We start from the raw sequence: 25,299 nt of genomic DNA on the forward strand, positions 1-25,299 counted from the left end.
AAGATAACAAATGAATTATAATTTAGTTATTTAAAGGATGTCAAGTGATGATCAGATTAAAATTAAAAAATCCAGAAAGACTGAGAGAGCAAATTGCTCTTAACGGCTTTACGTTAAGTACCTTTGCAAAAAATATTAATTCTAGCCCGGATTATCTAGGTAAAATCATTCATGGCAAAGTCAATCCAGGACCTAATCTGGCACGCAAAATTGCAACTGGAATCGGGTTAAAACAGATGATATTTTTTTGCTGATGGTGCTATCAAAAAGGTAACTAATGGTTAAAGCAAGAAGGTGATGTAATTGGAAAAGCAACTATTGGAAGACGAAATCACTCATTGGATGAAGCAAGGATGTGATGTGGATATCAAAAACGGTGTTGTACGTGGAATCCAATACCACTCACGCGAATAAGGGATCCAGATTGCCGATACGGACCTTACCGAGGAACAATTTAAATACCTCATCCAACATGCACGCGAGGAGATTATCATGGGTCAATCAGATGAGCCAATCACTAGAAATTTTAAAGCTAGCTGGTAATTTATGATACAATGTAAAGGTCTCCTGATTCGGAGGCCTTTATTACATTGAAAAGTCACCAAGAAATTGGTGGCTTTTTTCTTTGTATTTAAAAGTGTTCTACCATTTAATAAGTAACATTTTTGTTAATAAATTATTAACTAATGTATCACTGCAAAAAGTTAAATTTATTTGCACTAATTTTGCACGAATGTGGAAAAATTGTCTAAATTAAGGCATTTTAAATGCCCGCTCTCGGCATTCTTAGCATTATGCAAGTAAAAAGACGTTAGAATGAACTAACGTCTTTTTTGTATGATGTACGATAAGCCTTAACTTCCAAAGGGAGCACTAAAGCTTTAGTAACTGTTTTTTCTTTGCTGCAAATTCCGCTTTGGTAATGATGCCATCGTCTAAGAGGGATTTGTATTTTCTGATTTCATCAGCATTAGAGCGGTGGTGTTCTCCTGAAAAGAAAGTGGTGAGGGTGCTAGTTAGCATTCCCACAAAGCCGACTCCGACTAACATTAAGATGATGGCGATAATTTTTCCAATTTTAGTGTGGGGACTAATATCTCCATAGCCAACGGTGGTTGAGGTTGTAATCGACCACCATAAGGCGTTGTCGAATGAAATTTTTTCAGAGAAAGAATAGATAACAGCCGAAATCACCAGAATAATTAAACAAGTCCCTAGCAAATAAATAAAGCCATTGGTCGTTAGAAATTTGGTTAATCTGGTTTTTAATTTGCCAAATACACCAATAAATTTAAATAGTCTAATAAATTTTGTTAATTTAGCAGCTTTGAAGAGCTTGAATGTGGAAAATAGATTGACTGGAATGATTGCTAACAAATCAAATAAATGAGTTTTGAAAAAGGTCCATTTATTTTTGGAAATTAATAAACCACTAACGTAGTCAAAAATAAATGCAATCCAAATGATAAAGTCAATCGTTTGGTATGGTTCGTTTACTAAACTAATTACATCAGCGAAATTTAATAACGTTAGCACTAACGAAATAATGGCTAAGCTAATGATGGCTACATTATAAATAATTTTTATTTTTTCCCAGGGTAAACTTTTCATTTTATTCCTCAAATTTATGTAAAAGCATTAAATTTTTACTGATACCATTATAACAATTAGAAGGATTTCCATTTATTTTTTTGACAATGATGGTCTAAAAAAATCCTCTAAGTAGCAATCTAGTTACTTAGAGGATTTTTGCTTAATGCAAATAAAATTAAGAACGAGCCTGCCAATAAGCGTGTGGTTCCTAGTTGTTGGTAGTTAAATCAGCAAGTATCCCAGGTAGCAAGCTAACAGGCCTCCACCATAACTTACTAATAAATAGCCCAAACAACGCCCGTATCGCCGTTGAAAGTAAAGGCCGGCTAATTCACCGTTAAAGGTGGAGTAGGTCGTAAAACCGCCGATAAAGCCCAGGAAGAGGATTGCGAATAGAGAAGTGGGGTTAACACCCAATAACATTCCACCAATAAGACAACCAAGGAGATTAACGCACAGGGTAGCAAATTGACCTAACCGGTGAGTTTTCAGATGGTTAGTGATTGTCGAACGACTAAGGGCGCCGAGGCCGCTACCAAAGATGAGTGTGAAAAACATTTAAATTCCCTCCTGTTCGCGTAATCGATTTGACCACTGGTAACCAAGGACGGCTAACAAGAAGCCGCCAACGATGGTGATTGCCAGATAAATCAGTAATGACTGAAACTGGTGGTTCATGATGAGATGACTACTGTCCAACATGATTCCAGAAAAGGTCGTAAAGGAACCAATGACGCCCACGCCAATTCCCTTGCGTAGGGTCGGCTGACAATGCCATTTAATGGCCCAGTAATTGTTCCAAATTGGTAGTATAAAGGCCCCGACGAGGTTAATTAGCAGCGTTACATAGGGAAAACCAATGGCAGGCAGGAGATCGGTGAACCCAATGCGCAGACCACCGCCAATGATTCCTCCAATAAAGACCAGTAAACTTTCCATTACAAATTCTTCCTTTCTGTCACTTTTTTAGAAGGTTGCTTGTTAGTGGCATGGGTAAGGGACCAATACGTTAAGCCGGTGAGGGCCACGGCTTGCAAGCAAAGCCCCAAACCACCAACCACCAATGATTCAACTAAGAGTGGGGTGTTTTTAGACGTAGGATTTTTCATGAGGAACCTCCTTTTAGAATTAATCAATTTAATCCCGCATACTTGTAGATTAGTAAGAAGTAAAACATTGATTAGCAACTAGTGGTATTATTACATAAGTCATTAGTTAACTGAATGATTTTACACAATTTGCATTAACATTAAACAAGCAGTGCTTGTTGCAAAAAATTACTGGTGTAAAAGCTAGTGGCAAAACAAAAAGTTTGAGTTGCTATTTTTTATTATTATAATATAAGAGATAATGTGAGTTTGGTTATTTAAACAGTGAGTGTGGTTAATTATGAAAGGGTACGAATCTAGGGGAATCGGAAATTAATCTGCATCGGAATGGATGTAATTGAATTTTATAATTTAACTAGAGGGTGACAAGATGACGAATCAAAGTGATGATGTCCCTTAATAGCGTGAAACTGGCAGGATTTTTTGCATAAAAAAAGAAGCAATGCTAAGCATTACTTCTTCATGAGTGCCCTGGGCGAGATTCGAACTCGCACTTGATAAAATCAAACAGCGACCTGAACGCTGCGCGTCTGCCAGTTCCGCCACCAGGGCATACCTTTATTATACCACATGGAAAAATAAAATAAATAGAAATTTATACTTCTTTTTTATACGAATGTGTAGTAACATAAAACCAATTAATCACAAGTTGTTAAACGCAATGGGAGTGATGAGCGACACTATTCGGGTTTAACGGAAGTATGACTGCAGCATAGTTTAGTCATTGAAATCAAAATAAAATGGAAAGAAAAGGGATCAAGATGAAAACAGAAAACGAAAAACAACAAGAAAATAACGTTTATTTGTCTAACGAAGAATTAGATGACATCAAGAGTCAACTATGCTTTGCAATTTATAGTACCAATAAAAAGTTTAATCATTTTTACCAAGAAGTTTTGAAAAACTTTGGGTTGACGTATCCACAATACCTAGTAATGATCGTGTTGTGGGAATACTCACCAATCACGGTGCATCAACTGGGTCAAAGCATTGACTTGGATAGTGGAACGTTGACGCCCTTGTTGAAACGCTTGGGCAAAAAAGGTTGGATTACTAAACACCGTTCTACAGAAGACGAACGAGTGGTGAACGTTTCTTTAACTCCATACGCGGAAGAAATGCGAGATAAGATTCGTGACCACGTTGCCGACGTCTTTAAGGTTTTAGGTTTGGATAAAGACGATGTGAACGAAGCAATGGAAGGGCTCTACAGCATTTCGAAGAAACTCGATGAGCTAGACTCTACCCAGTTAAATTAAATTTGTTCCGAAAGGGAAAGCAGCGTTAGTTACTGCTTTCCCTTTTTTGTCAGTTGGGGCTTTTTTTGCTAGAATTGAAAGGGTTCATGACCAGCTTAATCAACGAACCACGAAATTTCGTGGTGGATCAAACGGAAAGTAAAATGGGGTAAGTAGATTGATGTTGAGCACGGTGGAAATTATTAACTTATTACAAGAACACCAATTATTGCAGGAAGTGCGGGGGACCGACAACCAGGCTACGTTTAGATACGTTAGCTATGATTCTCGGGACGTCCAAGCGAACACGCTTTTTTTTTGTAAGGGAAACTTCAAACCCGCTTACCTAACCACGGCAATTGCTGCGGGGGCAACTGGGCTTGTCACGGAGCAACCCCAAATCGCGGATCCGGAGCTCACAGAATTCGTGGTGACGGACGTACAAAAGGCGATGGCCCTGTTAGCAGCGGCCTTCTTTGCTTTCCCGCAAAACGAGTTAGAGCTCTTTGCAATTACGGGGACCAAGGGGAAAACCACCACGGCCTACTTTCTGCGTGAAGCAATTAACGCTGCGACCAACGGCAAAACGGCTTTGTTTTCAACGGTCAACACGATCCTAGGACCAGAGCCAGAAGATACGTTTAAATCAGCATTAACGACCCCGGAATCCTTAGATTTATTTAAGAACATGCGCACAGCCGTAGACCGGGGAATGCGCTTTTTAGTGATGGAAGTGTCCTCCCAGGCGTACTTAAAAAATCGGGTTTATAATTTAGCCTTTAACTACGGGTCATTTTTAAATATTTCCCCGGACCACGTCGGTGAAAACGAACATCCGACGTTTGCAAACTACCTACACTGCAAGGAACAACTCGTGATCAACTCGCGCCACGTGGTGATTAATGCAGCAACTAACCATTTCCAGGACGTTTACTTTGCGGCGAAAGCGACGACTGCCCCTGAGAATTTGTATTTATACGCCAGAAACGGGACGCAGACCGAGTTACCGGTTCAGTTGGACTTCACCTTTGACAGTGAAGCGGACACCTTAACGGACAACGAAATTTACCTGCGAAGTTTGACCAACCACGCCCAGGCGCTTCACTTAGATGGTAAGTATCAAATTGGAATTCCGGGTGATTATAACGAAACGAACGCCGTCGATGCGATTATTAATGCGGGGTTGGCGGGCTTTACCCGAAAACAACTATTAGCGGGACTGGCAACCACTCAGATTCCAGGGCGGATGGAACGCTACGTTAGTGCCGACCATGGGACCATTTACGTCGACTATGCCCATAACTATGCAAGTACCAAAGCCCTGTTGCAATTCTTAAAGAGCCAGGCACCCACCGGGAAAACGATTGCAGTAGTTGGAAGCCCTGGTAATAAGGGGATTGATCGCCGCGAAGGATTTGGTAAAGCTTTGAGTGAAGAGGCGGACGTGGCAATTTTAACGACCGATGATCCGGGTTTTGAAGACCCCCTAATGATTGCTAAAGCCATTGATCAGCACATTAAGCACGACCGGGTTCAAGTTTATTATGAACTCGATCGTAAAAAGGCGATTCAAAAAGCAATCCAGATGGGGACCCCAAATGATATAATTGTGGTTCTAGGTAAGGGACAAGATCCTTACCAAAAAGTTAACGGCGTTGATCTTCCTTATCCAACTGATTCAACGATCGTGCAACAATTGCTTGACGCGGACGCTGGGCAGGACTAAGTGGTCCGAAAGCACCGCGTTCAAGGGGGGAAGGAAAAAGAGATGAAAGCTACAGTACCAAATTTTACTCCAATCCTATTAGGGAGTGACTTTAACGTTTATGGAATGGCACGTTCTTTTTATGCGTTATATGGGCAGCCGGTGCGGGCAATTGCTGAACAGCAACTCGCGCCCACCCGCTTTTCTAAGATCGTCGATTTAACCCTGGTCCCTGGGTTTAGTGAGGATCCCGCGTGGATCACGGAAATGAAAAAATTGAAGCAGGAGTACGCGAGCCACAGCGAACCAGTTATTTTGATCGGTTGTAGTGATGGGTATGCGGAACTAATTGCGAAACATAAGGATGAACTAGCGGACGTTTTCATTTGTCCTTACGTTAATTACCAGCTTTTAAAACAGCTGAATAATAAAGAAAGCTTTTATCAATTATGTGAGCAATATGGGTTACCTTATCCGGGAACTAAAATCATTTCCAAAGCGGATTATCATAAGCATCAGATTGCCCAACCCTTTGGCTACCCAGTGGCGGTTAAGCCGGCCAATAGTGTTGAGTGGTTAGACATTCGGTTTGAAGGGCGCAAGAAGGCGTTTATCATTCATAATGAAGCCGAATACCGGACGGTGATTGGCAAAATTTTTGATAACGGCTACCAGTCAGATGTGATTGTTCAAGACTTTATCCCGGGTGATGATAGCAACATGCGGGTCGTCAATGCCTACGTTGATCGCCACCATCAGGTTAAAATGATGAATCTGGGACACCCGCTGTTAGAGGATCCGGCGCCCGGGGCAATTGGGAACTACGTGGCCATTTTGCCTGAGTATAATGAAGCCATTTACCAACAACTGCAACAATTTTTAGAACAAATTGAGTACGTCGGCTACGCGGATTTTGACTTAAAGTGGGACGAACGCGACCACACCTATAAGGTGTTTGAAATCAACCTCCGCCAGGGTCGGAGTAGTTTTTACGTTACTTTAAATGGTTGTAATTTAGCCCAGTACCTCGTTGAGGACTATGTACTAGATACCTTAAGTGATCAACCGCTGGTGCTTGGCAATCAAGACCCCGCTCAGTGGCAACTTTGGTTGGGCGTTTCTAAACGGACCTTTAAACAGTATGCGCGCAAGAACCAGGATCAAGCGACCGCCATGGATTTGATTCGACGCGGAGACTACGGGACAACCTTTTGGTATCGAAAGGATGCGAACTTCCTCCGCTGGTTACTGTGGAAGTGGATGGATCATAAGTACGCGCAGAGTTTTGCCAAATACTTTCACTTAGAAAAAGGATGATGACCAATGCAAGATTTTTTTACGATTTTAGGGGGAATGGGGACCGAGGCAACGGAAGCCTACATTCACTTATTGAATGAAAGAACCCCGGCGCATTCTGACCAGGAGTATTTAAACTATCTTTTGGTCAATCACGCCACAATTCCCGATCGGACGGCTTTTATTGTTGAGCCTGAAACGGCCCCGAATCCGTTAATTCCATTGGCAGAGGACGTCCGCCAGCAAAGTCAACTGGGACCAGAATTCTTTGCGTTGCCATGTAACACGGCTCACTATTTTTACAAGCAACTGCAGGCCTTAACCGACATTCCAATTCTTCACATGCCGCACCTAGCCATTGCGGCGGTGGCGGCGAAATTTCCGACGGCACGCCGGGTGGGATTAATCGCTACGGATGGAACTTTGAAGGACCAAGTTTATGAACTCCCCATCAAAGCAGCCGGATACGAGTTTGTAATGCCAACGCCCGCCATTGCGGCGGAAACGATGACGTTAATTTATGATGACGTGAAGGCGCAGAATCACGTGAATCCAGACCGGTATCACCATATCTTGCAGCAGATGGTGGATGGGTTAGGGTGTGACGTCGTGATTTTAGGGTGCACCGAGATTTCGGTTGCCGAACAACGTGCTGGTAACGCTGGCTTTCCGGTGATCGATGCTCAGGGAGAACTTGTTGATGAATCAATTCGTCTGGCTTTGGCTGCCCGCAACCGAAACCAATCAGGATAATCTCAACTAAAAAAACTCCGTAAATTAGTTTTTCCTAATTTATGGAGTTTTTTTAGGTACGATGAAGGTTGCCACTCGGCTGATTACGAGAACGGGATTAGCAGGCCGATGGCGATGACAATACTAATCAGCGTGGCTCCAGCCACCGCGATGGAAAGCAACCCCATAAATTTGCGTTGAAAGGTAATGTCGATTAGAGAAACCGCAACCACTGTCAGGATAAAGCTCGCGCTGACTAGTCCGGGATGGTGAGCGAATTGTTGGAAGCCCAACAGGACTTCTAACACAAGAATCACGAGGTACAAGCAGCGACAAATAATGAGGGCTTTGACAACCTGTTTGTCCTGGTGAATTAGGATGCCCCAAACTGTAGCTATCAGTAAGAGTCCCCAACTGATTAAAAGCAATAAAATTAACATCAATTAACCTCCTCAATCCTTTAATTTTATCATACCTAGAAAACGGTGATGACATTAGTTCCAGAACGTGTTATAATCTTATTTGTATTGCGGGTGTAGTTTAGTGGTAAAATTCAAGCTTCCCAAGCTTGCGTCGCGGGTTCGATTCCCGTCACCCGCTTTTGTCCCGTTGATAAAAGAGTAGTAACTTTGAAACTTACAAGCGAGCTTAGGATGGTGTAAGCTAAGCAAGTTAGAGATGTGAAGGCGTGCTTTTGAGGGATTAACATTAATTAATCAAGTGGGTTCTAACCAATTAGAGTGGTACCGCGGGCTTCTCGTCTCTTACATTACGTTTTAATGTAGGAGTTTTTTTATTTTAAGGAGTGAAAAAATGGATTATAAACAATTAGTTGCAGATACAGTTGCAGAAGCAATCGATAACCAAGTTAGTTCAGCTGAAATTTATGCTAAGGTTGAAGTTCCCAAAACCGCCCAAAACGGTGATTTAGCCTTTCCAGCGTTCATGTTAGCCCAGCATTTACACCAAAACCCGAAGGAAATTGCTAAGCACATTGCGGCTAGCATTAAGACGGATGTCTTTGCCAAGATAGTGGCCACTGGACCGTACGTAAACTTTTTCCTGAATCAGGAACAAGTGAGTGCCAAAGTCCTAGAGACGGTGTTAACCGAGCGAGATCACTACGGAGATAATCACGATGGAAACAACGGGGTGGTTACCATTGACATGTCCTCTCCAAACATTGCGAAACCGATGTCCATGGGGCACTTGCGGTCGACGGTGATTGGCAATTCAATCGCAAAGATTCTAACTAAAAATGGCTACCGGCCCATCAAAGATAATCACCTTGGTGATTGGGGAACACAGTTTGGAAAGTTAATCACGGCCTACTTAAAGTGGGGGAATGAGGAGGACGTTAAGCGCGATCCAATTCACTACCTTGTGAAGTACTACGTGGAATTCCACGAACGTGACGAACAAGAACCGGAGTTAGATGATGAGGCCCGTGAATGGTTTAAGAAGTTAGAGGATGGCGATCCAAAAGCGGTTAAGTTGTGGCAATGGTTCCGGGAGGTTTCACTGGAAGCCTTTAACCAGACGTACCGCAAACTCGGCGTTGATTTTGATACTTACAACGGGGAATCGTTCTATAACGATAAACTCCAATCCGTAGTTGACACCCTAAAGCAGGATGGATTGTTAGAAAAGTCGCAGGGTGCCTCCGTGGTTGACTTGAGTGATCAAGACTTGAATCCAGCTTTAATTCTGAAATCAGATGGGGCCTCTCTGTACGTAACTCGAGATATTGCGACGGCCATTTATCGGGACGAAACGTATCATCCGGTTATGAATTTATACGTGGTCGGTTCAGAACAAACTTATTACTTCAAACAGCTGAAGGCGGTGCTCCAAAAGATGGGCTTACAGTCCGCAGCCGGCTTGCACCATGTTCCGTTTGGTTTGATTACGGTCAACGGGAAGAAACTATCGACGCGACACGGAAACATTGTGCTGTTGAACGAAGTTTTGGATGAATCCGTGCAGATGGCCCAACAACAAATTAGTGAAAAGAATCCGAACCTTGCTAATCAAGAACAAGTTGCTGAAGAAGTTGGGGTAGGAGCCGTTATTTTTGGTGACCTCAAGAACGCGCGAATTGACAGCATCGACTTTAATCTAAACGAACAGCTGAAGTTTGAAGGAGAAACTGGTCCCTACGTTCAATATGCACATGCGCGAGCTGAAAGTGTGCTCGCTAAGGCTCAGGATCGAGATTATGCAGCGGGACAACACCGGCTTAGTGGCGCCGAAGCGTGGGAAATCATTAAACTACTGCAGGCCTTTCCAGCGGTTGTCAAAAAGGCGAACGCTGAGTTTGAACCATCGGTCATTGCTAAATACTCCCTGCGCCTTGCCAAGGCCTTTAATAAGTACTATGCTCACACCAAAATTTTGACTCCGGATGACCAACTGGATGCCCGGTTAGCCCTGGTTAAAAGTGTGTCGCTGATTCTAAAGGAATCGCTGCGGCTCTTAGGGGTTCAAGCACCGGATGAAATGTAAGGAATTTGCTTTATCCTGAAACTAGCTAATGATTTTTCTTAACTTATCTGGCAGCGCAAGCCAAAAGCGTTATAATGAAAGCGTTAATGATGTTAGTAGTTTAGAGGAGTTTGCAGATGCTAGAAACGATTAATCATTTAGATGACTTGGTAGGGATGCAACTAATTTACACCTACGCCAATGGTTGGGATTATGAACTGTACGTTAAAAATGCAACGACGATTGACTATCGGATTCACAGTGGCATGGTCGGTGGCCGGTGGGTCAAAGACCAACCAGTCGAGCTCGTCGAGTTAGTACCCGGTGTTTTCAAAATGGCGTGGACGGAACCGACGGGGACCGATGTCTCCCTTGATTTGATGCCGAACCAAAATCGAACCCACGGGGTGATTTTTTTCCCGAAGTGGGTGGATGAACATCCAGAGGTCACGGTTTGCTTCCAAAACGAGCATTTACAGCAGGTCGAGGAAGCTCGTGATCACTATCCAACCTATCCGAAACAGGTGGTTTCAGAATTTTCAGATATCATTGTCAAGCGGTTCCGAGGGGTTAATGATGAAACGGTAATTGACCGAGCTCCGGAACCCGGCATGATTGAGGCGATTCGAAACCAGCGCTTGTAACAGCAATTTAATGACAAATAACGAGTTGATGATAAAGTTCCACGTTTCCGTGGAGCTTTATTTTTTGATTAGGAGTTGGTGGGTTCGTGAAGCTTGCGCCTGTTTTTTGGCGCTAGATAGGTTACAATTGTTGATAAGTTTATAGAGGAGAAGGATTAATGACAGCAGACAAACAAACCCCGTGGTTTAAGCGCATGCTGAGCACCATTTGGCATTATTGGTGGCGGTTTTGGCGCCGGTTTCATTTGACGCGGTGGTTAATTATCGTGGTACTCGTAATGACGCTCATCTCGGTAACTTACTTAACGATTGTGGCTAAGACGGCTCACGTCCGAGATTTACAGGCGAACCTTTCCCGCTCAACTGAAATTTATGATCAGGAAGGGGCCCCCGCTGGTAAACTGTACGCCCAAAAGGGAACCTATGTAAAAGCGGATAAAATCTCGCCCCATCTAGCGGATGCGATTTTGTCAACGGAAGACCGGAATTTCTATCGAGAACACGGTTTTTCGGTTAAAGGTTACGGACGGGCCGTAATGCTGGCCATTACGAACCGGTTAATGGGGTGCAATCAGATTAGTGGTGGGGGAAGTACCATTTCCCAACAGCTAGCCAAGAATACCTTTTTGTCACAGCAACAAACCATTTCACGAAAGTTTAAAGAACTCTTCATTGCGATTGAGATTGAAAACATTTATTCCAAGCGCCAGATTCTGACGATGTATATGAACAATGCCTACTTTGGAAATGGGGTCTATGGGGTTCAAGACGCTTCGCGCAAGTACTTTGGGATGGATGCCGATGAATTACCCGTTCAGGACGCGGCCGTGTTAGCCGGCATGTTGCAAAATCCTAGTAATAATCCGATTGATCGTCCGGCGGCCGCCAAGCAGCGGCGGAACGTGGTATTACAGCTCATGGCGGATAACCATAAAATTCCACAGAGTAAGGTCAAGACCTACCAGGCGATGCCATTAGGCACCAAGGATACCTTTAACGTTGGGAATAATTACCGGTATCCGTACTATTTTGATGCCGTCATTAACGAGGCTATCAATAAGTACGGACTATCGGAAAAAGCGATTATGAACAACGGGTATAAAATTTATACCAATTTGAACCAACAGCAACAGCAGAGTTTTCAAACGAACTTTAAAAATCCGAACCTCTTCCCCCAGAATGCGGCGGATGGCACCGAGGTTCAAGCGGCCTCCGTGGCCGTTGATCCTAAAACAGGTGGGGTGCAAGCGGTTGTTGGTGGACGGAATCAAGACGTCTTTCGGGGCTTTAACCGGGCGACGGACATCAAGCGGCAACCGGGCTCTACAATGAAACCACTTGCGGTGTACACTCCCGCCTTGGAAAATGGGTTTAAATATGATTCCGAACTCGTAAATAAAAAGTTGTCTTATGGAAAAAATCGGTATACACCTAAAAACATTAACGATGTTTACACTGGCAAGGTGCCAATGTATAAGGCACTGGCTCAAAGTTTGAATGCACCGGCTGTGTGGACGTTGGATCAAATTGGCGTAAACAAGGGGTACGAATCCGTCCAGAAGTTCAACCTTCCAGTTACTAAAAAGGACGATAACCTAGCGCTTGCGTTAGGAGGTTTATCGACGGGAGTTTCTCCGCAACAGTTGGCGGGGGCTTACACGGCCTTTGCGAACCAGGGGAAATTAACGAAGCCGTTCTACATTACTAAAATTGTGGATTCAACCGGGAAAACGGTTGTTAATAACGAGGGGGCAACGCCCAGTCAGATTATGTCACCTGACACGGCCCGTCAGATGACCAGTATGATGCTGGGAGTCTTTAACTATGGAACGGGAACCACGGCAAAACCAGCTGGATATCAGGTGGCCGGGAAGACGGGAAGTACGGAAGCCGATAGCAGTACCGATGCAGATGCTACTCGGGATAAATGGATCGTGGGATATACGCCCGACGTGGTCGTTGCGACCTGGGAAGGGTTCGATAGCACCAATGCCGATCACCATCTAGAAAATTTGAGTGGAACTGGAGTTAATTCGCTCTTTAAACACCAAATGGAACAAATCTTGCCAACGACCGACCAGCGGCAGTTTAAGGTGCGGGATTCAGCGTCCTTAGTAGCTGCTAAGCAACAGCGAGCACGTCGCGCAACTGATCCTACCAGTGACTCCAGCTGGGTGCAACGAGCAGAAACGTTGAACAGTAAGGTTTGGGATAAGGGAGGTTCATTAACGGCCAAGGCCGTGCAGAAAGCGCGGAGTTTGTTAGGCTTTTAACGCTTAGTATGTTAGAATAAAGGTAGCTTAAACTAAGAGGAGAGTTATTATGTCAGATCATAAAATTATGGAACAAGCTAAGAAAATGCAAGAAACAGTCGTTAAATCAGAAGAATTTACGAACCTAAAGAATGCCTTTGATGCATTGAAAAACGAAAAGGAATCCTACAAGGCTTTCACAGAATTTCAACAAAACCAAAATGACTTACGGCAAAAACAAATGGCTGGGCAAGAAATTACCCAGGATGATATGAAGGCGGCTCAAGCATTAGCCGACAAGATGAACACGATGCCAGCCATCAAGGTTTTAATGGAACGTGAAAAGGCCATGGGCAAGTTAATTGATGATGCAAACATGGTAATTACTGAACCACTGCGTCAACTTTACGAAGGTTAAGCCGAAAGAGAAGTACTGGTGACGGTACTTCTTTTTTTATACCAAAAAGGAGAATGGGATGAAATTTATCCATACAGCGGACTTGCACCTCGATACCCCGTTTGCTGGTATCAAAGATGATGAGGCGACGCCAACCGAACTATGGAAAACGTTACATGATGCCCCCTATGCGTCTTTTACACAGATTGTGACCGATGCAATTGAACAACAAGTCGACTTTATGTTAATTGTAGGGGACTTATTTGACAGTAAAACTCAGAGTGCATATGCCCTTAATTTTTTACTGGAACAACTGGAACGGCTGCATGCGCATCACATTCCGGTATTGCTCTCATTTGGGAACCATGATTTTCAGGCCGATGGGGGGGCGAAGTTCCAGTTTCCCGAAAACGTCCAGGTTTTCGGACGCGAGGTAAGTACCAAACATTTAACTTTACGGGATGGAACTACGGTTGCTATCAGTGGATTTAGTTATGATCAACAGGCCGTCACGGATGACGTAGTGGCTGATTTTCCTGCTGGTCATCAAGCTGATTTTACCATTGGAATGGTTCACGGAGCAGTTAAAACGGGCACGGATTCGCATTACGCCCCCTTTACCGTTCCAGAGCTGATTAATCAGGGCTACGATTATTGGGCGCTTGGCCATATCCACAAACGCCAGCAGTTAAACGCTAACCCGCCAATTAACTATCCAGGCGACATCCAAGGTCGGCATAAGAATGAACCCGGGGAAAAGGGTTATTTATTGGTAACGACCAATAACCAGGGGATAACAACTGACTTTGTGGCGACGGCGCCCGTGGTCTACACTCCGATTGAACTAGAAATTTCTAGTTCCATGGGAATGAACCAGATTGTTTCAGAACTAGTGGGCACGCTAACCAATGCCAATTTTCCCCAATTACAGTTGGTAAACGTAATTTTAAAGGCTGGCGCAGCTGGAGTGCATCCGGAAGTGGCGCTTAATGCCCAAACTGGCATTTTATTAGGACAGGTCCAACAGGAATTGCAACATCGCTATCAGCAGATCAATGCCTGGGTTTATGAAGTCAAGGTGGTTGAATCCGAACAAATGCACTTTGCTGATCTAGATGAAGCCTTTTGGCAGACGACCAAAGCCGCCGTTTTTAACCAGACAAACGTGAATCAATTGGCCAAAAAATTGTTCAAACAGGATTTCATTTATCAAGAATTTAGCCACCCCGGTGCGGTAGTCGATTTATTGCAACAAAGTGAAACGTTCCTACAGGGAAAAACGGACCAGGAGGAGTTTACCGATGAAAATTGAAGCAGTTGAAGTTTATCACTATGGAAAGCTCCACCAGCTCCATTTGCAATTTGATGAATTACAGTTAATTTATGGAAATAATGAGGCGGGGAAAACAACGCTCATTAACTTCATCCTGGATATCCTATTTGGGTTTGAACATCGGAGTCAAACCCACCCCTATGCACCAAAGGACAACAGTAAAATGGGCGGGAAATTAACGGTTTCCACCGGTCCGAACCAGTTGGTCATTGAACGGGTCGAAGGTAAAAATGGGGGTGAACTTTCACTGTTTGATGTGGCGGGCAATCCATTGCCCCCGACCCGGTTACAACAATTGCTAGGGCCAATTAATCGTGATGTATATTACAAATTATTTTACTTTGGGGCCCCGTCACTAAGTGAAATTACCAAACTAACCAGTGAAGAGCTGGAAGATCGGATTCGTCGCGTTGGCGTAGTCGGCATTAATCAGTGGCTAAACTTAGAAAAAGAAATTAAAACCCAGGCGGGGGATTTGTATAAACCAACTGGGAAAAAGCCTGAATTAAATCAAAAGTTGAAGGAGTACGACCGCTTACAAACAAAGGTGGCGGATGCCCAACAACAGTACCCTGAATATTTAAAGCTAACGCAGGAATTAGGGGAGTTACAAACCCAGATTCAGCAACTGCAACAGCAGGAACAAACAACCCAAAAACAGCTCCAAGAACTTTACCGGGACAAGCAAAGTTGGTCGGACTATCAGAAATTCCAGCAATTGCAACAGTTGGATTTAACGACCAAAGCGGGGTTCACCTCGGCTGATTTGGAACAACTCCAAAGCATCGAAACCAAAGTTAATTATTTGAATAAAGATGTAAAAGCAGCGCAGGAGCAGTTAAAAGCAGATCAGCACCAACCAGTTCCTGCTGATTATCAGTTTTATTTGCAACATCAACATCAAATTGATGAGCTCGGGGAGCAGTTGCCGAATTATCAGGAGCAATGGCGTCAGGTGCAAAGCTTACAGACCCAGCTTGCGACTGAAACGGGTCGTCTGCGGGATGATGAGGCTGAAACGGGTGGAGCCAATGCGCAACCATTTTCGGCCTCGGATTACGCCCGGGTGCAAGATTTAATGCAACAGCGTGCCACCTTGCAAACGCAGCAACAGCCGGAGTCGGCGCAATCTACGCGCACGATTCCAGCCACCTCGGACAAAGTTGCCTATGGATTAATGGTAATGGGAGTGCTCTTGCTGGGGCTCGGACTCCTGAGTGCGGGACTAGTGCAAGTTGTGTTAGCGTTGTTAGGAATTGGATTATTGGTGACCGGTGGGTACCAAAAGTACCACCAGACTAAGGAACAACAGCCGGAATCGCAACGGCCAGCCAAGGAACCGGTTCACGACCAATTGCAACAAATTGACCAGGAATTAGCGCAATTCGGAAACCAGTACCACATTACTGCTGTTCCACCACAACAGTGGTTGACGACGCTCCAAACGGGGCTCAAGCAGCGAGAGCAGCAACGAGCCCGGGTGCAAGCCTTACAGACGCAAGTAGATCAGTTACAGCAGCAGGTCACCGCATACGTTCAAGCGTGGGCATTTTGTCCCTTTGTGGACCAGGTTATGAACCAAACGCCTGGCGAAGCTTTACAAACGCTGCAAAAGTGGTTAGCAACCCTCAAGGATGAACGGCAACAGCAGTCACAGGTTAGCCAACGACTTCAGGATGATGAGCACCAGTTAGGCAGCCGCACGACGGAATTGCATCAGGCCCAACACCAATTGCAAGCAGCCTTTAAGCAGCGTCAGGTTAGCAACATGGACCAATTTCGGGAGGAGTTGGAAGCAGAACGAAAGCGTGAACAGGCTAGAAGTCAGCGAGAGCAGTTACAACAGAAGCTAACCCCGGAATTAAAGGAGCACTTGCAAGCCTTTGGTTCAGAAGCGGAATTACAAGCACAGGAAACGCAACTGACCACCAACGATCAGGAGTTTAAACAGCAACTTAGTGATTTAGTTGAAACCCGAACTAAGAAACAAACCCAGCTAAAGCAGGTGAGTCGAGATGGAACGCTGGCCGAGTTGCGGCAGGAGCAAGCTAACCTGGAAACGGAAATTAACGATTTGACCGGTCAGTGGCTGGTCCTTCAGTTATCGTACCAGTGGATTGAACGGGTGTTGAACGAAGCTAGTCATGGCCGGTTTCCGAAGGTCCAGAAACTGGCACAGCAGTATTTTGCGCTGCTTACCGATCAGCACTACCGCCAGATTCGGTACCAGAAAAAGTTAGAGGTAGTTACCAATGATGGGCAACGCTTTAACCTGGAAGAGCTGTCGCGTGGTACGATGCAGCAACTTTACTTAGCTCTAATTCTGGCCCTGACGGTGTCCTTCAGTGATGAGTTTCCGTTGCCAATTATCATTGACGATGGTTTTACCGAATTTGATAAAACTCGGACCGAGCACGCGTTAGCGTTGTTACAGGAATTAGCAGCCACGACTCAGATTATTTACCTGACGGCCGATGATCGGATTGCCTCCGAGTTAACTACTGCCAAGCTGCTTAAATTAGAATAGAAACAAAAACACCCAGACACAGTAAGTGTCTGGGTGTTTTTGTTGGAAACTAATTATTTTTTGGAAGTATCAAGGTAGCCAGAAAGAATGTTTTTCATGCTGGAATCTTCAATTTGAACGTGGTTGTCTTTTAGGACTTCAGAAACCACTTTGTGGACCGTGTTTCGATCGTTCAAGCGTTCGTTAGCTAATTGGTCTTTGATTTCGGCTTTATGCTCCTTCAAAGTTCCCTTCTTCGGGTGTTTAACCATTTCGATTACAACGTATCCACCTTCGGTTTTAATGGGGGTCTTGGAGTATTCACCATTATTTAACTTGTAAGCAGCTTTTTTAACGGAGTTGTCAACGCCAGAGGTTGCATTGTCAAAGCTGATTTCTTGACCACCATTTTTCTTGGCATTGTCATCAGCACCATATTGCTTAGCAACATCTTTCCAGCTGGTTCCGTTGTTCAAATCAGAAATAGCGCTTTGAGCCGAAGCTTCATCCTTAGTAGCCAGTTCCTTAACCGTTACCTTTGGTTGATACTTCTTGAATTGCTTTTCTAGTTGTTTGTTAGAGAAGTCGGTCTTATCAAGCACAGCTTCTTTTAACAAGAGATTGTTCTTAATCGATTCTTTCAGCTGGCTTTCCGTCATTCCTTGTTGTTGCAGAATGGTGTCGAATTGAGGTCCATACTGACTCTTGTATTTATCAAATTGCTTGTCAACTTCGGATTGTTTAACCTTACTTCCGTATTCATGTTCCAAACACTTGTTTAGAATCATCTGTTGAAGTTGGGCCTTCCCTTGTTGGGTTGACTTCATTTTATCGTAAAATTCTTCTTGGGTAATCTTACCCCCGTCAGTCGTGGCAACAGTTTTACCTTGACCACAGGCTGCTAAGGATAAACTTAGCAGGAGACCGGCGGCCCCGATGGCCCATTTTTTCTTATTCATAAACAAAAAATCCACATCCATTTCTTTAAATTTACAGATTTGTCTTACCCAATCCTAATATAAATATAACATACTTCCTAATTTCTGCCGGCATTTACCCAGAAACTTAAACATAATTTAATCTGGATTTAGAATTGGCTTTTGATGGCAGTTTGGAGGGCTTCGTACTGAGCGGCATCGTAGTCATTCGTGTGGTCACCAAAGTTAATTGAGAAGTCGTCAGCTTGTGAATACCGGGGAATCAGATGGAAGTGGGCGTGAAAAACAGATTGATAAGCCAGCTTCCCGTTATCATTTACAATGTTCATCCCTGCAATATTAGGATTAGAGGCTTTAATTGCCCGGGCAATCCGGGGAATTCGCGCAAAGACTTGACCGGCAGTGTCGGCATCAAACGCGAAGATATCCTGAATGTGTTTTTTCGGGATTACTAACGTGTGACCAGGGGTTGCTTGCGAAATGTCAAGAAAGGCGAGGACTGCTTCATCTTCGTAAACGGGATAACTCGGAATCTGGCCTTGGATAATCTTACAAAAAACACATTGATCATTAAGTTCTGTCATTTTATTCACTCCTTTATAGAATTAATTATACACTAGATTGACCGAATGCTTGGAGGTGCTATGGTATAATTAGCAATAAAAATGAAAAATGAGAGAGTGATACGCATGACTTTAGCAGTTAGTCACCTGACCGGAGGCTATTCCGGAATCCCGGTGTTAAAAGATGAAACCTTTGACGTCCAAGATGGCGAACTAGTTTCTCTAATTGGCCTGAATGGGGCGGGGAAGTCGACCACGATTAACCACATTATCGGATTGATGACGCCGTTTTCAGGAACCATTCAACTGAACGGGTTACAAATTCAAGATAACGTTGAGCAATACAAGCAACAAATTGCCTATGTTCCAGAAATGCCGATATTATATCCCGAACTGACCCTCAGAGATCACATCGAGACCACCATGATGGCTTACAACTTGGATCAAACCGAAGCTTGGCACCGGGCAGAACAATTATTGCAGACGTTTCGGCTGGCCAACAAGCTTGATTGGTTCCCTGCTAACTTTTCTAAAGGGATGCGCCAGAAGGTCATGATTGTATGTGCCTTCATGACGGATGCCAAGTTACTGGTTATTGATGAACCGTTCCTTGGTTTGGATCCGTTGGCCGTTGATGATCTCCTCACGTTAATTGATGCTAAAAAAGCAGCTGGCGTCAGTGTCTTAATGTCTACCCACGTCCTTGATACCGCCGAAAAGCACTGCGATCGGTTTGTTTTAATTAACGATGGTCGGGTCAACTACGAGGGGACCATGGCAGAGATTAAGGCGCATTACCAAACCTTTGGGGACACGTTAACTGATATTTATCTGGGCCTGGCTCGAAACCAGCAAGCAGACCCCACTCAGACCACGGGTGATCAACATGCATAATTTATTTAAAGAGCGGCTCATTAACCATTGGAACCAGTTGACTAGGTACTTGCGGTATGTATTTAATGATTTCTTTGTCATTGCGCTGATGTTTTTTATTGGAGCCGTTGGGCTTGGCTATGCCAACTTTTTAAAAACCGTGCCTCCGCACGCGGAATGGGAAGTGCTGGTGCTTCTCGTGCTGTTGACGTTCGGCCTTCAAGTTGGGCGGTTAGCCACCCTCATTGTTGATCCAGATCGGGTTTTTTTAGCTCCCCAGGAGCAGCAGTTAACGGGTTACTTTAAGCAGGCCTTTTTGTATAGTTTTAGTTTGGCAGCTGGGATGCAAATGCTCGTTTGGATAATTTTGATGCCCTTTATTAGCGTGAGTTTAGGCTGGGATGTCCGCCAATTACTGGTGGGACTAGTCCTCATGGTGGGTCTAAAATGGGACTGGCTTAGTTATCAGTTTTTGCAACTGCGCAATCATGCCACCAATCCGTGGTGGCATCGCTTGGGGTGGTTAGTACTGCTTCCAGCAGTGATCATTCTGCTAGCCCTAGTGGGACGGACGGTCATTGCCTACGTCCTTACGATGGTTGCGATTGGAGTTTTAAGCTGGCGGCTTACAAAGCAGGAGCCTCCGCTTAACTGGGAACCAATTGTGGCCACTGAACAACGCCGAATGCGGCGGATTTACCGGTTCTTTGCCCTCTTTACGGAGGTGCCAATGGTTGGTCCCCAACCGAAACGGCGTGCATACCTAGATGGATTATTCCAGCGCCTTCCTCACGACCAAGCGCATCTCTATACGAATCTATATGTCAAAACCTTTGCAAGAGACGGGGAGACCAGTTCGATGTACTTCCGGTTGCTCGTGGTGGCCGCAGTTATCCTTGGGTTAATTACGAATCAAGCCCTTTCCATCGTGGTGGCACTAACCACGCTGTATTTAACCGGGACACAATTACGGCCATTTTTTGATTGTTTTGATAACAACGTCTTTACCTATTTATACCCCGTGCGGTTTTCAAAGCGGGTACACAACTTCCGGCAGCTATTTAACTGGTTATTAATTATTGAATTAGTCGTAGCCCTAATTGCACAGGTAGTTGGGCAGGCAACCCGAACTACCTTAGGAATTACCTTAGTAGGGGGGAGCTTCATCATTTGGTGGTTAAGCCATCGATTCTTACAACAACAAGTAAAACGGGAGAAATAAATGCGAATTCGAAAAAAGAAGTGGGCGATGCCTTATTTAGAGGATCATCCCGAATATGCAATTTTAAAGCCGGACCAGTACCGGGGAAAGTGGGCGACCCGCTTTTCCCATTCAGCACCGATTCACGTTGAAATTGGCTCTGGAAAGGGCCAATTTATCATTGGGATGGCTCAAAAGCATCCGGAGTTGAACTTTATCGGAATCGACTTGCAAGATGCCGTCCTGGCCATGGCCGTCCAAAAAGCCGTGGCCGCTCAGTTACCGAATGTACAACTCGTCTTAACTGATGGGGGTGATGTCGATGATTTCTTTACGAAGGGTGAAGTGGATAAACTCTATCTCAATTTTTCCGATCCATGGCCAAAGAAACGGCATACCAAACGCCGGTTAACCTCGCCGCGCTTTTTAGCTAGTTACCAACAGGTGCTTCCGGACCAGGCAGAATTGGAATTCAAGACCGATAATCGTGGTCTATTTGAATATTCCTTGGTTAGTTTAAATAACTTTGGGATGCAATTTGAAACGGTTAATTTAGATTTGCATCACAGTGGTCCAGCGATTGTGCAGGAGAACGTGGAGACGGAGTATGAACAAAAGTTCAAAGAAAAAGGCCCCATCTATAAGCTGGTGGCCCGATTCGGTGCTTAATCTAGTTGATCTGATAGTGGTTTGATCCGGTACAGTTCTTGTTCGTCAGGGTTGTAAAGAAAGGAATATGATTCCTTTAGTCCCGTGTCTGGATTAGTAAAGCTAACCCCACATTCATATTCCAAGCCCGCGTGGTTTTCAAAGTCAATCCAGTAACCACTGAAGTCTTGATTGCCGAATTCTTCGGCAATGGCTTCGGTTAAACCATCCTGAATGGCCATGTGCTGGGCTTGCTTGCGTTTTTTAGTGAAAACGTACGCAATGGTTCCTGCTAGTGAAAGCAGGGTGGTGGGAACAAGGTATTTATGCTTAGCCATGGTTAAAAATCCTTTCTTTTGCTTTTATCCCCCCAATTATATAACATTTTAAATGCACGTGGGTTATAATAAATTAAATAGGAGTGGTTATAAATGGAAGAATTACCAGTTATGAATCAAGCACAATTACAAGCACAAGTGAGTGATGGAAAGTACATTTTGTTTTTCACCGCGGATTGGTGTCCCGACTGTAATTTCATCAAGCCAGCAATGCCAGCCATCGAGAGTGAATTTCCAGAATACACGTTCATTAAGGTTGATCGCGATGACAACATTGACCTTTGCAAAGAACTTGATGTATTTGGCATCCCGAGTTTTATTGCTTACGATCACGGTAAAGAAACCGGTCGGTTAGTGAATAAAGCTCGCAAAACCCAAACTGAAGTGGAAGATTTCATTAAGGGTTTACCAACAGACTAAACAGGAGTAATGAAGAGATGATTGTAAGTTATAATCCGTGCCAAATTGGGGATGTGTTGGTGGTTGTCTTGGGACCAGACCAGGGATCGCAACAGGTTACCCAACGGGATCAAATCGTTGAAATTAAAGATCAAACGGGAGCGGTCATTGGATACAATTTCTTTGCTGCCCACGACCGGTTGCCAGAACTAGACCAACAGGTGGGGCAAGTGCATCTAACGGCGAGTCAGATTGAACAGTTAAACGTTCAATTAGAGGCAGCTGGCTTTGACCAAAAACTGCCGACCAGTGAACCGGCCAAGTTTGTAGTGGGTTATGTGAAGGAAACCCGGGAACATCCTAAATCATCCCATTTACAGATCACCACAACGGAAGTTGAGAATGGTCGGACGTTACAAATTGTCAGTGGCTCGCCTAACATGGAGGCGGGCATTAAAGTGGTAGTTGCAAAAGTGGGAGCCATGATGCCGAATGGCTTGATAATTTGGCCTAGTACCCTCAAAGAAGTTGAAAGTGACGGAATGATTTGTTCCGGCCGGGAGCTTCAGATTCCCAATGCACCTGACAAACCGGGTGCGTTGATTTTACCGGATGACTACCAAGTGGGAACTCCGTTTGATTTTAAAAAAGCGCAGACCCTTTTTAGCGAATAGCAATATTCGTTTTTTTGTGGTTTAAATTAAAGATTAAGGTGAATGTAAATGAACCATTACGATGGTCCAGCTTTTTTTCGCAAGTACTTTGCTGGCCAACCAACAACTTCATTTCAAGCAACGGCTGCTTCAAACTCTAATTCTGAGCGCTCTAAGGATGAGAAAATGGCTTCCTTGCAGGAACAACGACAAAATTTCTCCCCGAAGGTGACCCAGCCGGAAGTGCCAGCCGCGAGTTTGGTTCAAAAAACCCGGGCGTTTCAACCCCAGGTCACCGCGGACCGGACGCCGTTTTATCAACGGCGGGCTCCGGAATTTAGCCCTGCTTATGATCGGGCACTAGCGGCCTTGACGCTTCCGGCAGCTGCTTTAATTGTCATGGCTTCAGATGACCCTGAAGCCGAACCGGGCGAGGCCACAACTTCCAGTGAGCTGATCACAACGGTTGCGGCAGATGAGGCAGGGACAGCTTCGGAATCAGAGGCAACTGACACTGCGCTAGCTCCGGGTGATGAACCAATAGAAGCTGCCGTCCCACAAAATGAAAACGAAAATGAAAACAGTGTGGATAACTCGGAAACAAAGGCCACTGAACCTAGTCAGCAACACGGTTTAGGCCATTCTCTGACTGACATTATGCAGGCGGAACAAGGTCAAGCTGCCCACCTGAGTTTTTTCGACCAGCCCCCAGCAAAGGTCGCGGAATCGCAACCTGAACCCCCGGATACGACTGAAGTTACGACGTCGGCTTCGCCCCTTGAGGCGCAGTCCCAAGCTCCAGAAGCGTCAGCAACTGAACCGGGTGATCACCAGGATGGGAATGCTGAGCAGATTGAAGCAAAAGCATCGTCGCTCTCAGCATCAACGAAGGCCGCTTTATCAGGCGCCAATAGTGACCAAGTAGAGCAGGTTGCTCAGGAGACGGTTGCGACAACGGCTGGCTATCATTTTCCAGCCCTTAATCTTTTAAACCCACCGGTTCAGTTTGATGAAGCTGATTTAGATACGTGGATTGCCGATCAGGCGGAGAAGCTTGATGATACATTGCAAGCCTTTCATGTGGATGGTCACGTGGTGGACTGGACCAATGGACCAACTGTGACTCAGTTTCAGGTGAAGCTGGCCCTGGGGGTTAAGGTTAGTAAGGTGACGAACCTTAATGATGATTTGAAATTGGCGTTAGCTGCGAAGGACATTCGGATTGAAGCGCCGATTCCAGGACGATCGACGGTTGGAATCGAAATTCCAAACCCTAAGCCGCATCCAGTGGTGCTGCAAGAAATTTTGCAAGGTCAGGCCTTTCAAGCTGATCCTGCTCACACTTCGATTGCGATGGGCATGGACATCGAAGGTCAGGCGGTTACGGCCGATCTGAAACGGATGCCCCATGCGCTCATCGCCGGGGCAACCGGATCGGGGAAAAGTGTGTTTATCAATAGCTTATTGTTATCGTTGCTTTACCACGCCACCCCGAAAGATCTACGAATGATTTTAATTGATCCGAAGGCCGTGGAATTGGCACCGTACAATGAAATTCCGCATCTATTAGCACCGGTGATTTCTAAACCGCAGGAAGCCGCCGCCGCCTTAAAATGGGTTACGGAAACAATGGATCAACGGTATGAGCGCCTCACGGCGGCCGGGGTCCGTAACATTGAACAGTATAATCAACGCGCCCAAGCGACGGGACACGGTGCCGATCAGTTGCCGTACATTTTAGTGGTAATTGACGAATTAGCGGATCTGATGATGGTTGCTGCTAACGAAGTTCAAGATTACATCGTCCGGATTACGCAAAAAGCGCGGGCAGCGGGAATTCATTTAGTGGTCGCGACCCAACGACCAAGTGTTGACATTGTGACCGGAACCATTAAAAATAACATTCCCACCCGGGTGGCCTTCATGGTCTCTAGTCAAGTTGATTCTCGAACCATTATTGATCAAGCTGGCGCCGAGCGCTTGTTAGGGAAGGGTGATATGTTGTATCTTGGTAATGGTGCCAATAAGCCCGAACGATTGCAAGGTGCGTTCGTTACGAACGAGGAAGTTGAAAAAGTTACCAATTTCGTCCGCACCCAGGGCGCTGCGAACTATGAATTCCAGCCGGCCAGCCTGTTAAAAAGTGCTGATCAAGTTGCCACTCACGATGAACTTTGGACCCAAGTTCTTGCTTACATTGCGGGAGAAGAAAGTGTGTCAACTTCGAAACTGCAACGGGTCTTTTCGGTTGGTTATAATCGGGCCGCCAGCATCATTGATGACTTAGAGCGCAATCATTTCATCGCTGGGCAACATGGTTCTAAGCCACGGGAAGTTTATTTGACGAAGGACCAGTATGCCCAACTAAATGTATAAGCAGACCACAGAGAAGGGAAT

25 protein-coding genes and 2 tRNA genes are annotated in these 25,299 nt (G+C 44.9%); 18 read left to right on the forward strand and 9 right to left on the reverse strand.

Annotated features, from left to right (window positions below; genetic code table 11):
• Positions 1 to 47 precede the first annotated feature (47 nt).
• On the forward strand, positions 48 to 254 hold the full coding sequence (locus tag M8332_RS02885) for a helix-turn-helix domain-containing protein (RefSeq protein WP_252780677.1): 207 nt from the start codon (positions 48 to 50) through the stop codon (positions 252 to 254).
• Between the two features lie 619 nt (positions 255 to 873).
• On the opposite strand, the gene M8332_RS02890 is transcribed toward M8332_RS02885, so the two are convergent.
• The 5 genes from M8332_RS02890 to M8332_RS02910 form a co-directional block, all read right to left on the reverse strand.
• Complete coding sequence (locus tag M8332_RS02890; RefSeq protein WP_252780678.1) at positions 874 to 1,611, reverse strand: ion channel; 738 nt, start codon at positions 1,609 to 1,611, stop codon at positions 874 to 876.
• A 204-nt stretch (positions 1,612 to 1,815) separates the two neighbouring features.
• A complete protein-coding gene (locus tag M8332_RS02895; protein ID WP_252780679.1) occupies positions 1,816 to 2,151 on the reverse strand; it encodes a fluoride efflux transporter FluC in 336 nt (111 codons plus the stop codon).
• Positions 2,152 to 2,532 (reverse strand): fluoride efflux transporter FluC, encoded by a 381-nt coding sequence (locus M8332_RS02900; RefSeq protein ID WP_252780680.1) that lies wholly within the window; start codon positions 2,530 to 2,532, stop codon positions 2,152 to 2,154.
• A complete protein-coding gene (locus M8332_RS02905) occupies positions 2,532 to 2,702 on the reverse strand; it encodes a hypothetical protein (RefSeq protein WP_252780681.1) in 171 nt (56 codons plus the stop codon). Before M8332_RS02905 ends, M8332_RS02900 begins: the two co-directional genes overlap by 1 nt.
• 467 nt (positions 2,703 to 3,169) lie before the next feature.
• A tRNA-Leu gene (locus M8332_RS02910) sits at positions 3,170 to 3,254 on the reverse strand.
• A gap of 209 nt (positions 3,255 to 3,463) precedes the next feature.
• Here M8332_RS02910 and M8332_RS02915 point away from each other — a divergent pair.
• The 4 genes from M8332_RS02915 to M8332_RS02930 all read left to right on the forward strand — a co-directional run bounded on the left by M8332_RS02915 (position 3,464) and on the right by M8332_RS02930 (position 7,694).
• Positions 3,464 to 3,961 (forward strand): MarR family winged helix-turn-helix transcriptional regulator, encoded by a 498-nt coding sequence (locus M8332_RS02915; RefSeq protein WP_252780682.1) that lies wholly within the window; start codon positions 3,464 to 3,466, stop codon positions 3,959 to 3,961.
• Between the two features lie 157 nt (positions 3,962 to 4,118).
• Positions 4,119 to 5,666, forward strand: a complete 1,548-nt coding sequence (locus M8332_RS02920) for a UDP-N-acetylmuramoyl-L-alanyl-D-glutamate--2,6-diaminopimelate ligase (RefSeq protein ID WP_435370797.1) — start codon at positions 4,119 to 4,121, stop codon at positions 5,664 to 5,666.
• 42 nt (positions 5,667 to 5,708) lie between these two features.
• Complete coding sequence (locus M8332_RS02925) at positions 5,709 to 6,962, forward strand: carboxylate--amine ligase (RefSeq protein WP_252780683.1); 1,254 nt, start codon at positions 5,709 to 5,711, stop codon at positions 6,960 to 6,962.
• A gap of 6 nt (positions 6,963 to 6,968) precedes the next feature.
• Entirely contained in the window at positions 6,969 to 7,694 is a 726-nt protein-coding gene (locus M8332_RS02930) for an aspartate/glutamate racemase family protein (RefSeq protein ID WP_252780684.1), read from the forward strand.
• 83 nt (positions 7,695 to 7,777) lie between these two features.
• Here the strand turns inward: M8332_RS02930 and M8332_RS02935 are convergent, their stop codons facing one another.
• The gene (locus tag M8332_RS02935; protein WP_252780685.1) at positions 7,778 to 8,113 is read right to left on the reverse strand and encodes a DUF1516 family protein; all 336 of its coding nucleotides are present in this window, start codon (positions 8,111 to 8,113) and stop codon (positions 7,778 to 7,780) included.
• An 89-nt stretch (positions 8,114 to 8,202) separates the two neighbouring features.
• Here M8332_RS02935 and M8332_RS02940 point away from each other — a divergent pair.
• The 7 genes from M8332_RS02940 (at position 8,203) to M8332_RS02970 (ending at position 17,310) form a co-directional block, all read left to right on the forward strand.
• Positions 8,203 to 8,273: transfer RNA gene (locus M8332_RS02940), tRNA-Gly, on the forward strand.
• A gap of 213 nt (positions 8,274 to 8,486) precedes the next feature.
• Positions 8,487 to 10,178, forward strand: coding sequence for an arginine--tRNA ligase (gene argS / locus M8332_RS02945; RefSeq protein ID WP_252780686.1), 1,692 nt, complete (start codon positions 8,487 to 8,489; stop codon positions 10,176 to 10,178).
• 116 nt (positions 10,179 to 10,294) lie between these two features.
• Positions 10,295 to 10,801 carry a phenolic acid decarboxylase gene (locus M8332_RS02950; protein WP_252780687.1) on the forward strand — a complete coding sequence of 169 codons (507 nt, stop codon included), beginning with the start codon at positions 10,295 to 10,297 and terminating at the stop codon, positions 10,799 to 10,801.
• 158 nt (positions 10,802 to 10,959) lie between these two features.
• Entirely contained in the window at positions 10,960 to 13,074 is a 2,115-nt protein-coding gene (locus M8332_RS02955) for a transglycosylase domain-containing protein (RefSeq protein WP_435370798.1), read from the forward strand.
• Positions 13,075 to 13,123: 49 nt separating this feature from the next.
• The gene (locus M8332_RS02960) at positions 13,124 to 13,471 is read left to right on the forward strand and encodes a YlbF family regulator (RefSeq protein WP_252780688.1); all 348 of its coding nucleotides are present in this window, start codon (positions 13,124 to 13,126) and stop codon (positions 13,469 to 13,471) included.
• Between the two features lie 58 nt (positions 13,472 to 13,529).
• Positions 13,530 to 14,762, forward strand: coding sequence for a metallophosphoesterase family protein (locus M8332_RS02965; protein WP_252780689.1), 1,233 nt, complete (start codon positions 13,530 to 13,532; stop codon positions 14,760 to 14,762).
• Complete coding sequence (locus M8332_RS02970; protein ID WP_252780690.1) at positions 14,752 to 17,310, forward strand: ATP-binding protein; 2,559 nt, start codon at positions 14,752 to 14,754, stop codon at positions 17,308 to 17,310. The genes M8332_RS02965 and M8332_RS02970 overlap by 11 nt, the downstream gene beginning before the upstream one ends.
• 53 nt (positions 17,311 to 17,363) lie before the next feature.
• Here the strand turns inward: M8332_RS02970 and M8332_RS02975 are convergent, their stop codons facing one another.
• Positions 17,364 to 18,248, reverse strand: a complete 885-nt coding sequence (locus M8332_RS02975; protein WP_252780691.1) for a peptidyl-prolyl cis-trans isomerase — start codon at positions 18,246 to 18,248, stop codon at positions 17,364 to 17,366.
• A gap of 128 nt (positions 18,249 to 18,376) precedes the next feature.
• Positions 18,377 to 18,811 carry an HIT family protein gene (locus tag M8332_RS02980; protein WP_252780692.1) on the reverse strand — a complete coding sequence of 145 codons (435 nt, stop codon included), beginning with the start codon at positions 18,809 to 18,811 and terminating at the stop codon, positions 18,377 to 18,379.
• Positions 18,812 to 18,916: 105 nt separating this feature from the next.
• On the opposite strand from M8332_RS02980, the gene M8332_RS02985 reads away from it, so the two are divergent.
• Genes M8332_RS02985 through trmB form a run of 3 tightly spaced genes read left to right on the forward strand, consistent with a single transcriptional unit; the run spans position 18,917 to position 21,533 of the window.
• Positions 18,917 to 19,684, forward strand: a complete 768-nt coding sequence (locus M8332_RS02985; protein WP_252780693.1) for an ABC transporter ATP-binding protein — start codon at positions 18,917 to 18,919, stop codon at positions 19,682 to 19,684.
• Positions 19,677 to 20,885, forward strand: a complete 1,209-nt coding sequence (locus M8332_RS02990; RefSeq protein ID WP_252780694.1) for an ABC transporter permease — start codon at positions 19,677 to 19,679, stop codon at positions 20,883 to 20,885. The genes M8332_RS02985 and M8332_RS02990 overlap by 8 nt, the downstream gene beginning before the upstream one ends.
• Entirely contained in the window at positions 20,886 to 21,533 is a 648-nt protein-coding gene (gene trmB / locus M8332_RS02995) for a tRNA (guanosine(46)-N7)-methyltransferase TrmB (protein WP_252780695.1), read from the forward strand.
• Here the strand turns inward: trmB and M8332_RS03000 are convergent.
• Complete coding sequence (locus M8332_RS03000; RefSeq protein WP_252750127.1) at positions 21,530 to 21,850, reverse strand: hypothetical protein; 321 nt, start codon at positions 21,848 to 21,850, stop codon at positions 21,530 to 21,532. The two genes, trmB and M8332_RS03000, sit on opposite strands and share 4 nt — an antisense overlap.
• Positions 21,851 to 21,943: 93 nt before the next feature.
• Between M8332_RS03000 and M8332_RS03005 the strand changes: the two genes are divergently transcribed.
• From M8332_RS03005 to M8332_RS03015, 3 genes are read left to right on the forward strand one after another with little or no spacing between them, the layout of a single operon-like run.
• A complete protein-coding gene (locus M8332_RS03005; protein WP_252780696.1) occupies positions 21,944 to 22,270 on the forward strand; it encodes a thioredoxin family protein in 327 nt (108 codons plus the stop codon).
• A 17-nt stretch (positions 22,271 to 22,287) separates the two neighbouring features.
• Complete coding sequence (gene ytpR, locus M8332_RS03010) at positions 22,288 to 22,923, forward strand: YtpR family tRNA-binding protein (RefSeq protein WP_252780697.1); 636 nt, start codon at positions 22,288 to 22,290, stop codon at positions 22,921 to 22,923.
• Between the two features lie 48 nt (positions 22,924 to 22,971).
• Positions 22,972 to 25,278 (forward strand): DNA translocase FtsK, encoded by a 2,307-nt coding sequence (locus M8332_RS03015; protein WP_252780698.1) that lies wholly within the window; start codon positions 22,972 to 22,974, stop codon positions 25,276 to 25,278.
• Positions 25,279 to 25,299 lie beyond the last annotated feature (21 nt).

The sequence above is a fragment of the Fructilactobacillus ixorae genome (assembly GCF_024029915.1).
GTDB classification, from domain to species: domain Bacteria; phylum Bacillota; class Bacilli; order Lactobacillales; family Lactobacillaceae; genus Fructilactobacillus; species Fructilactobacillus ixorae.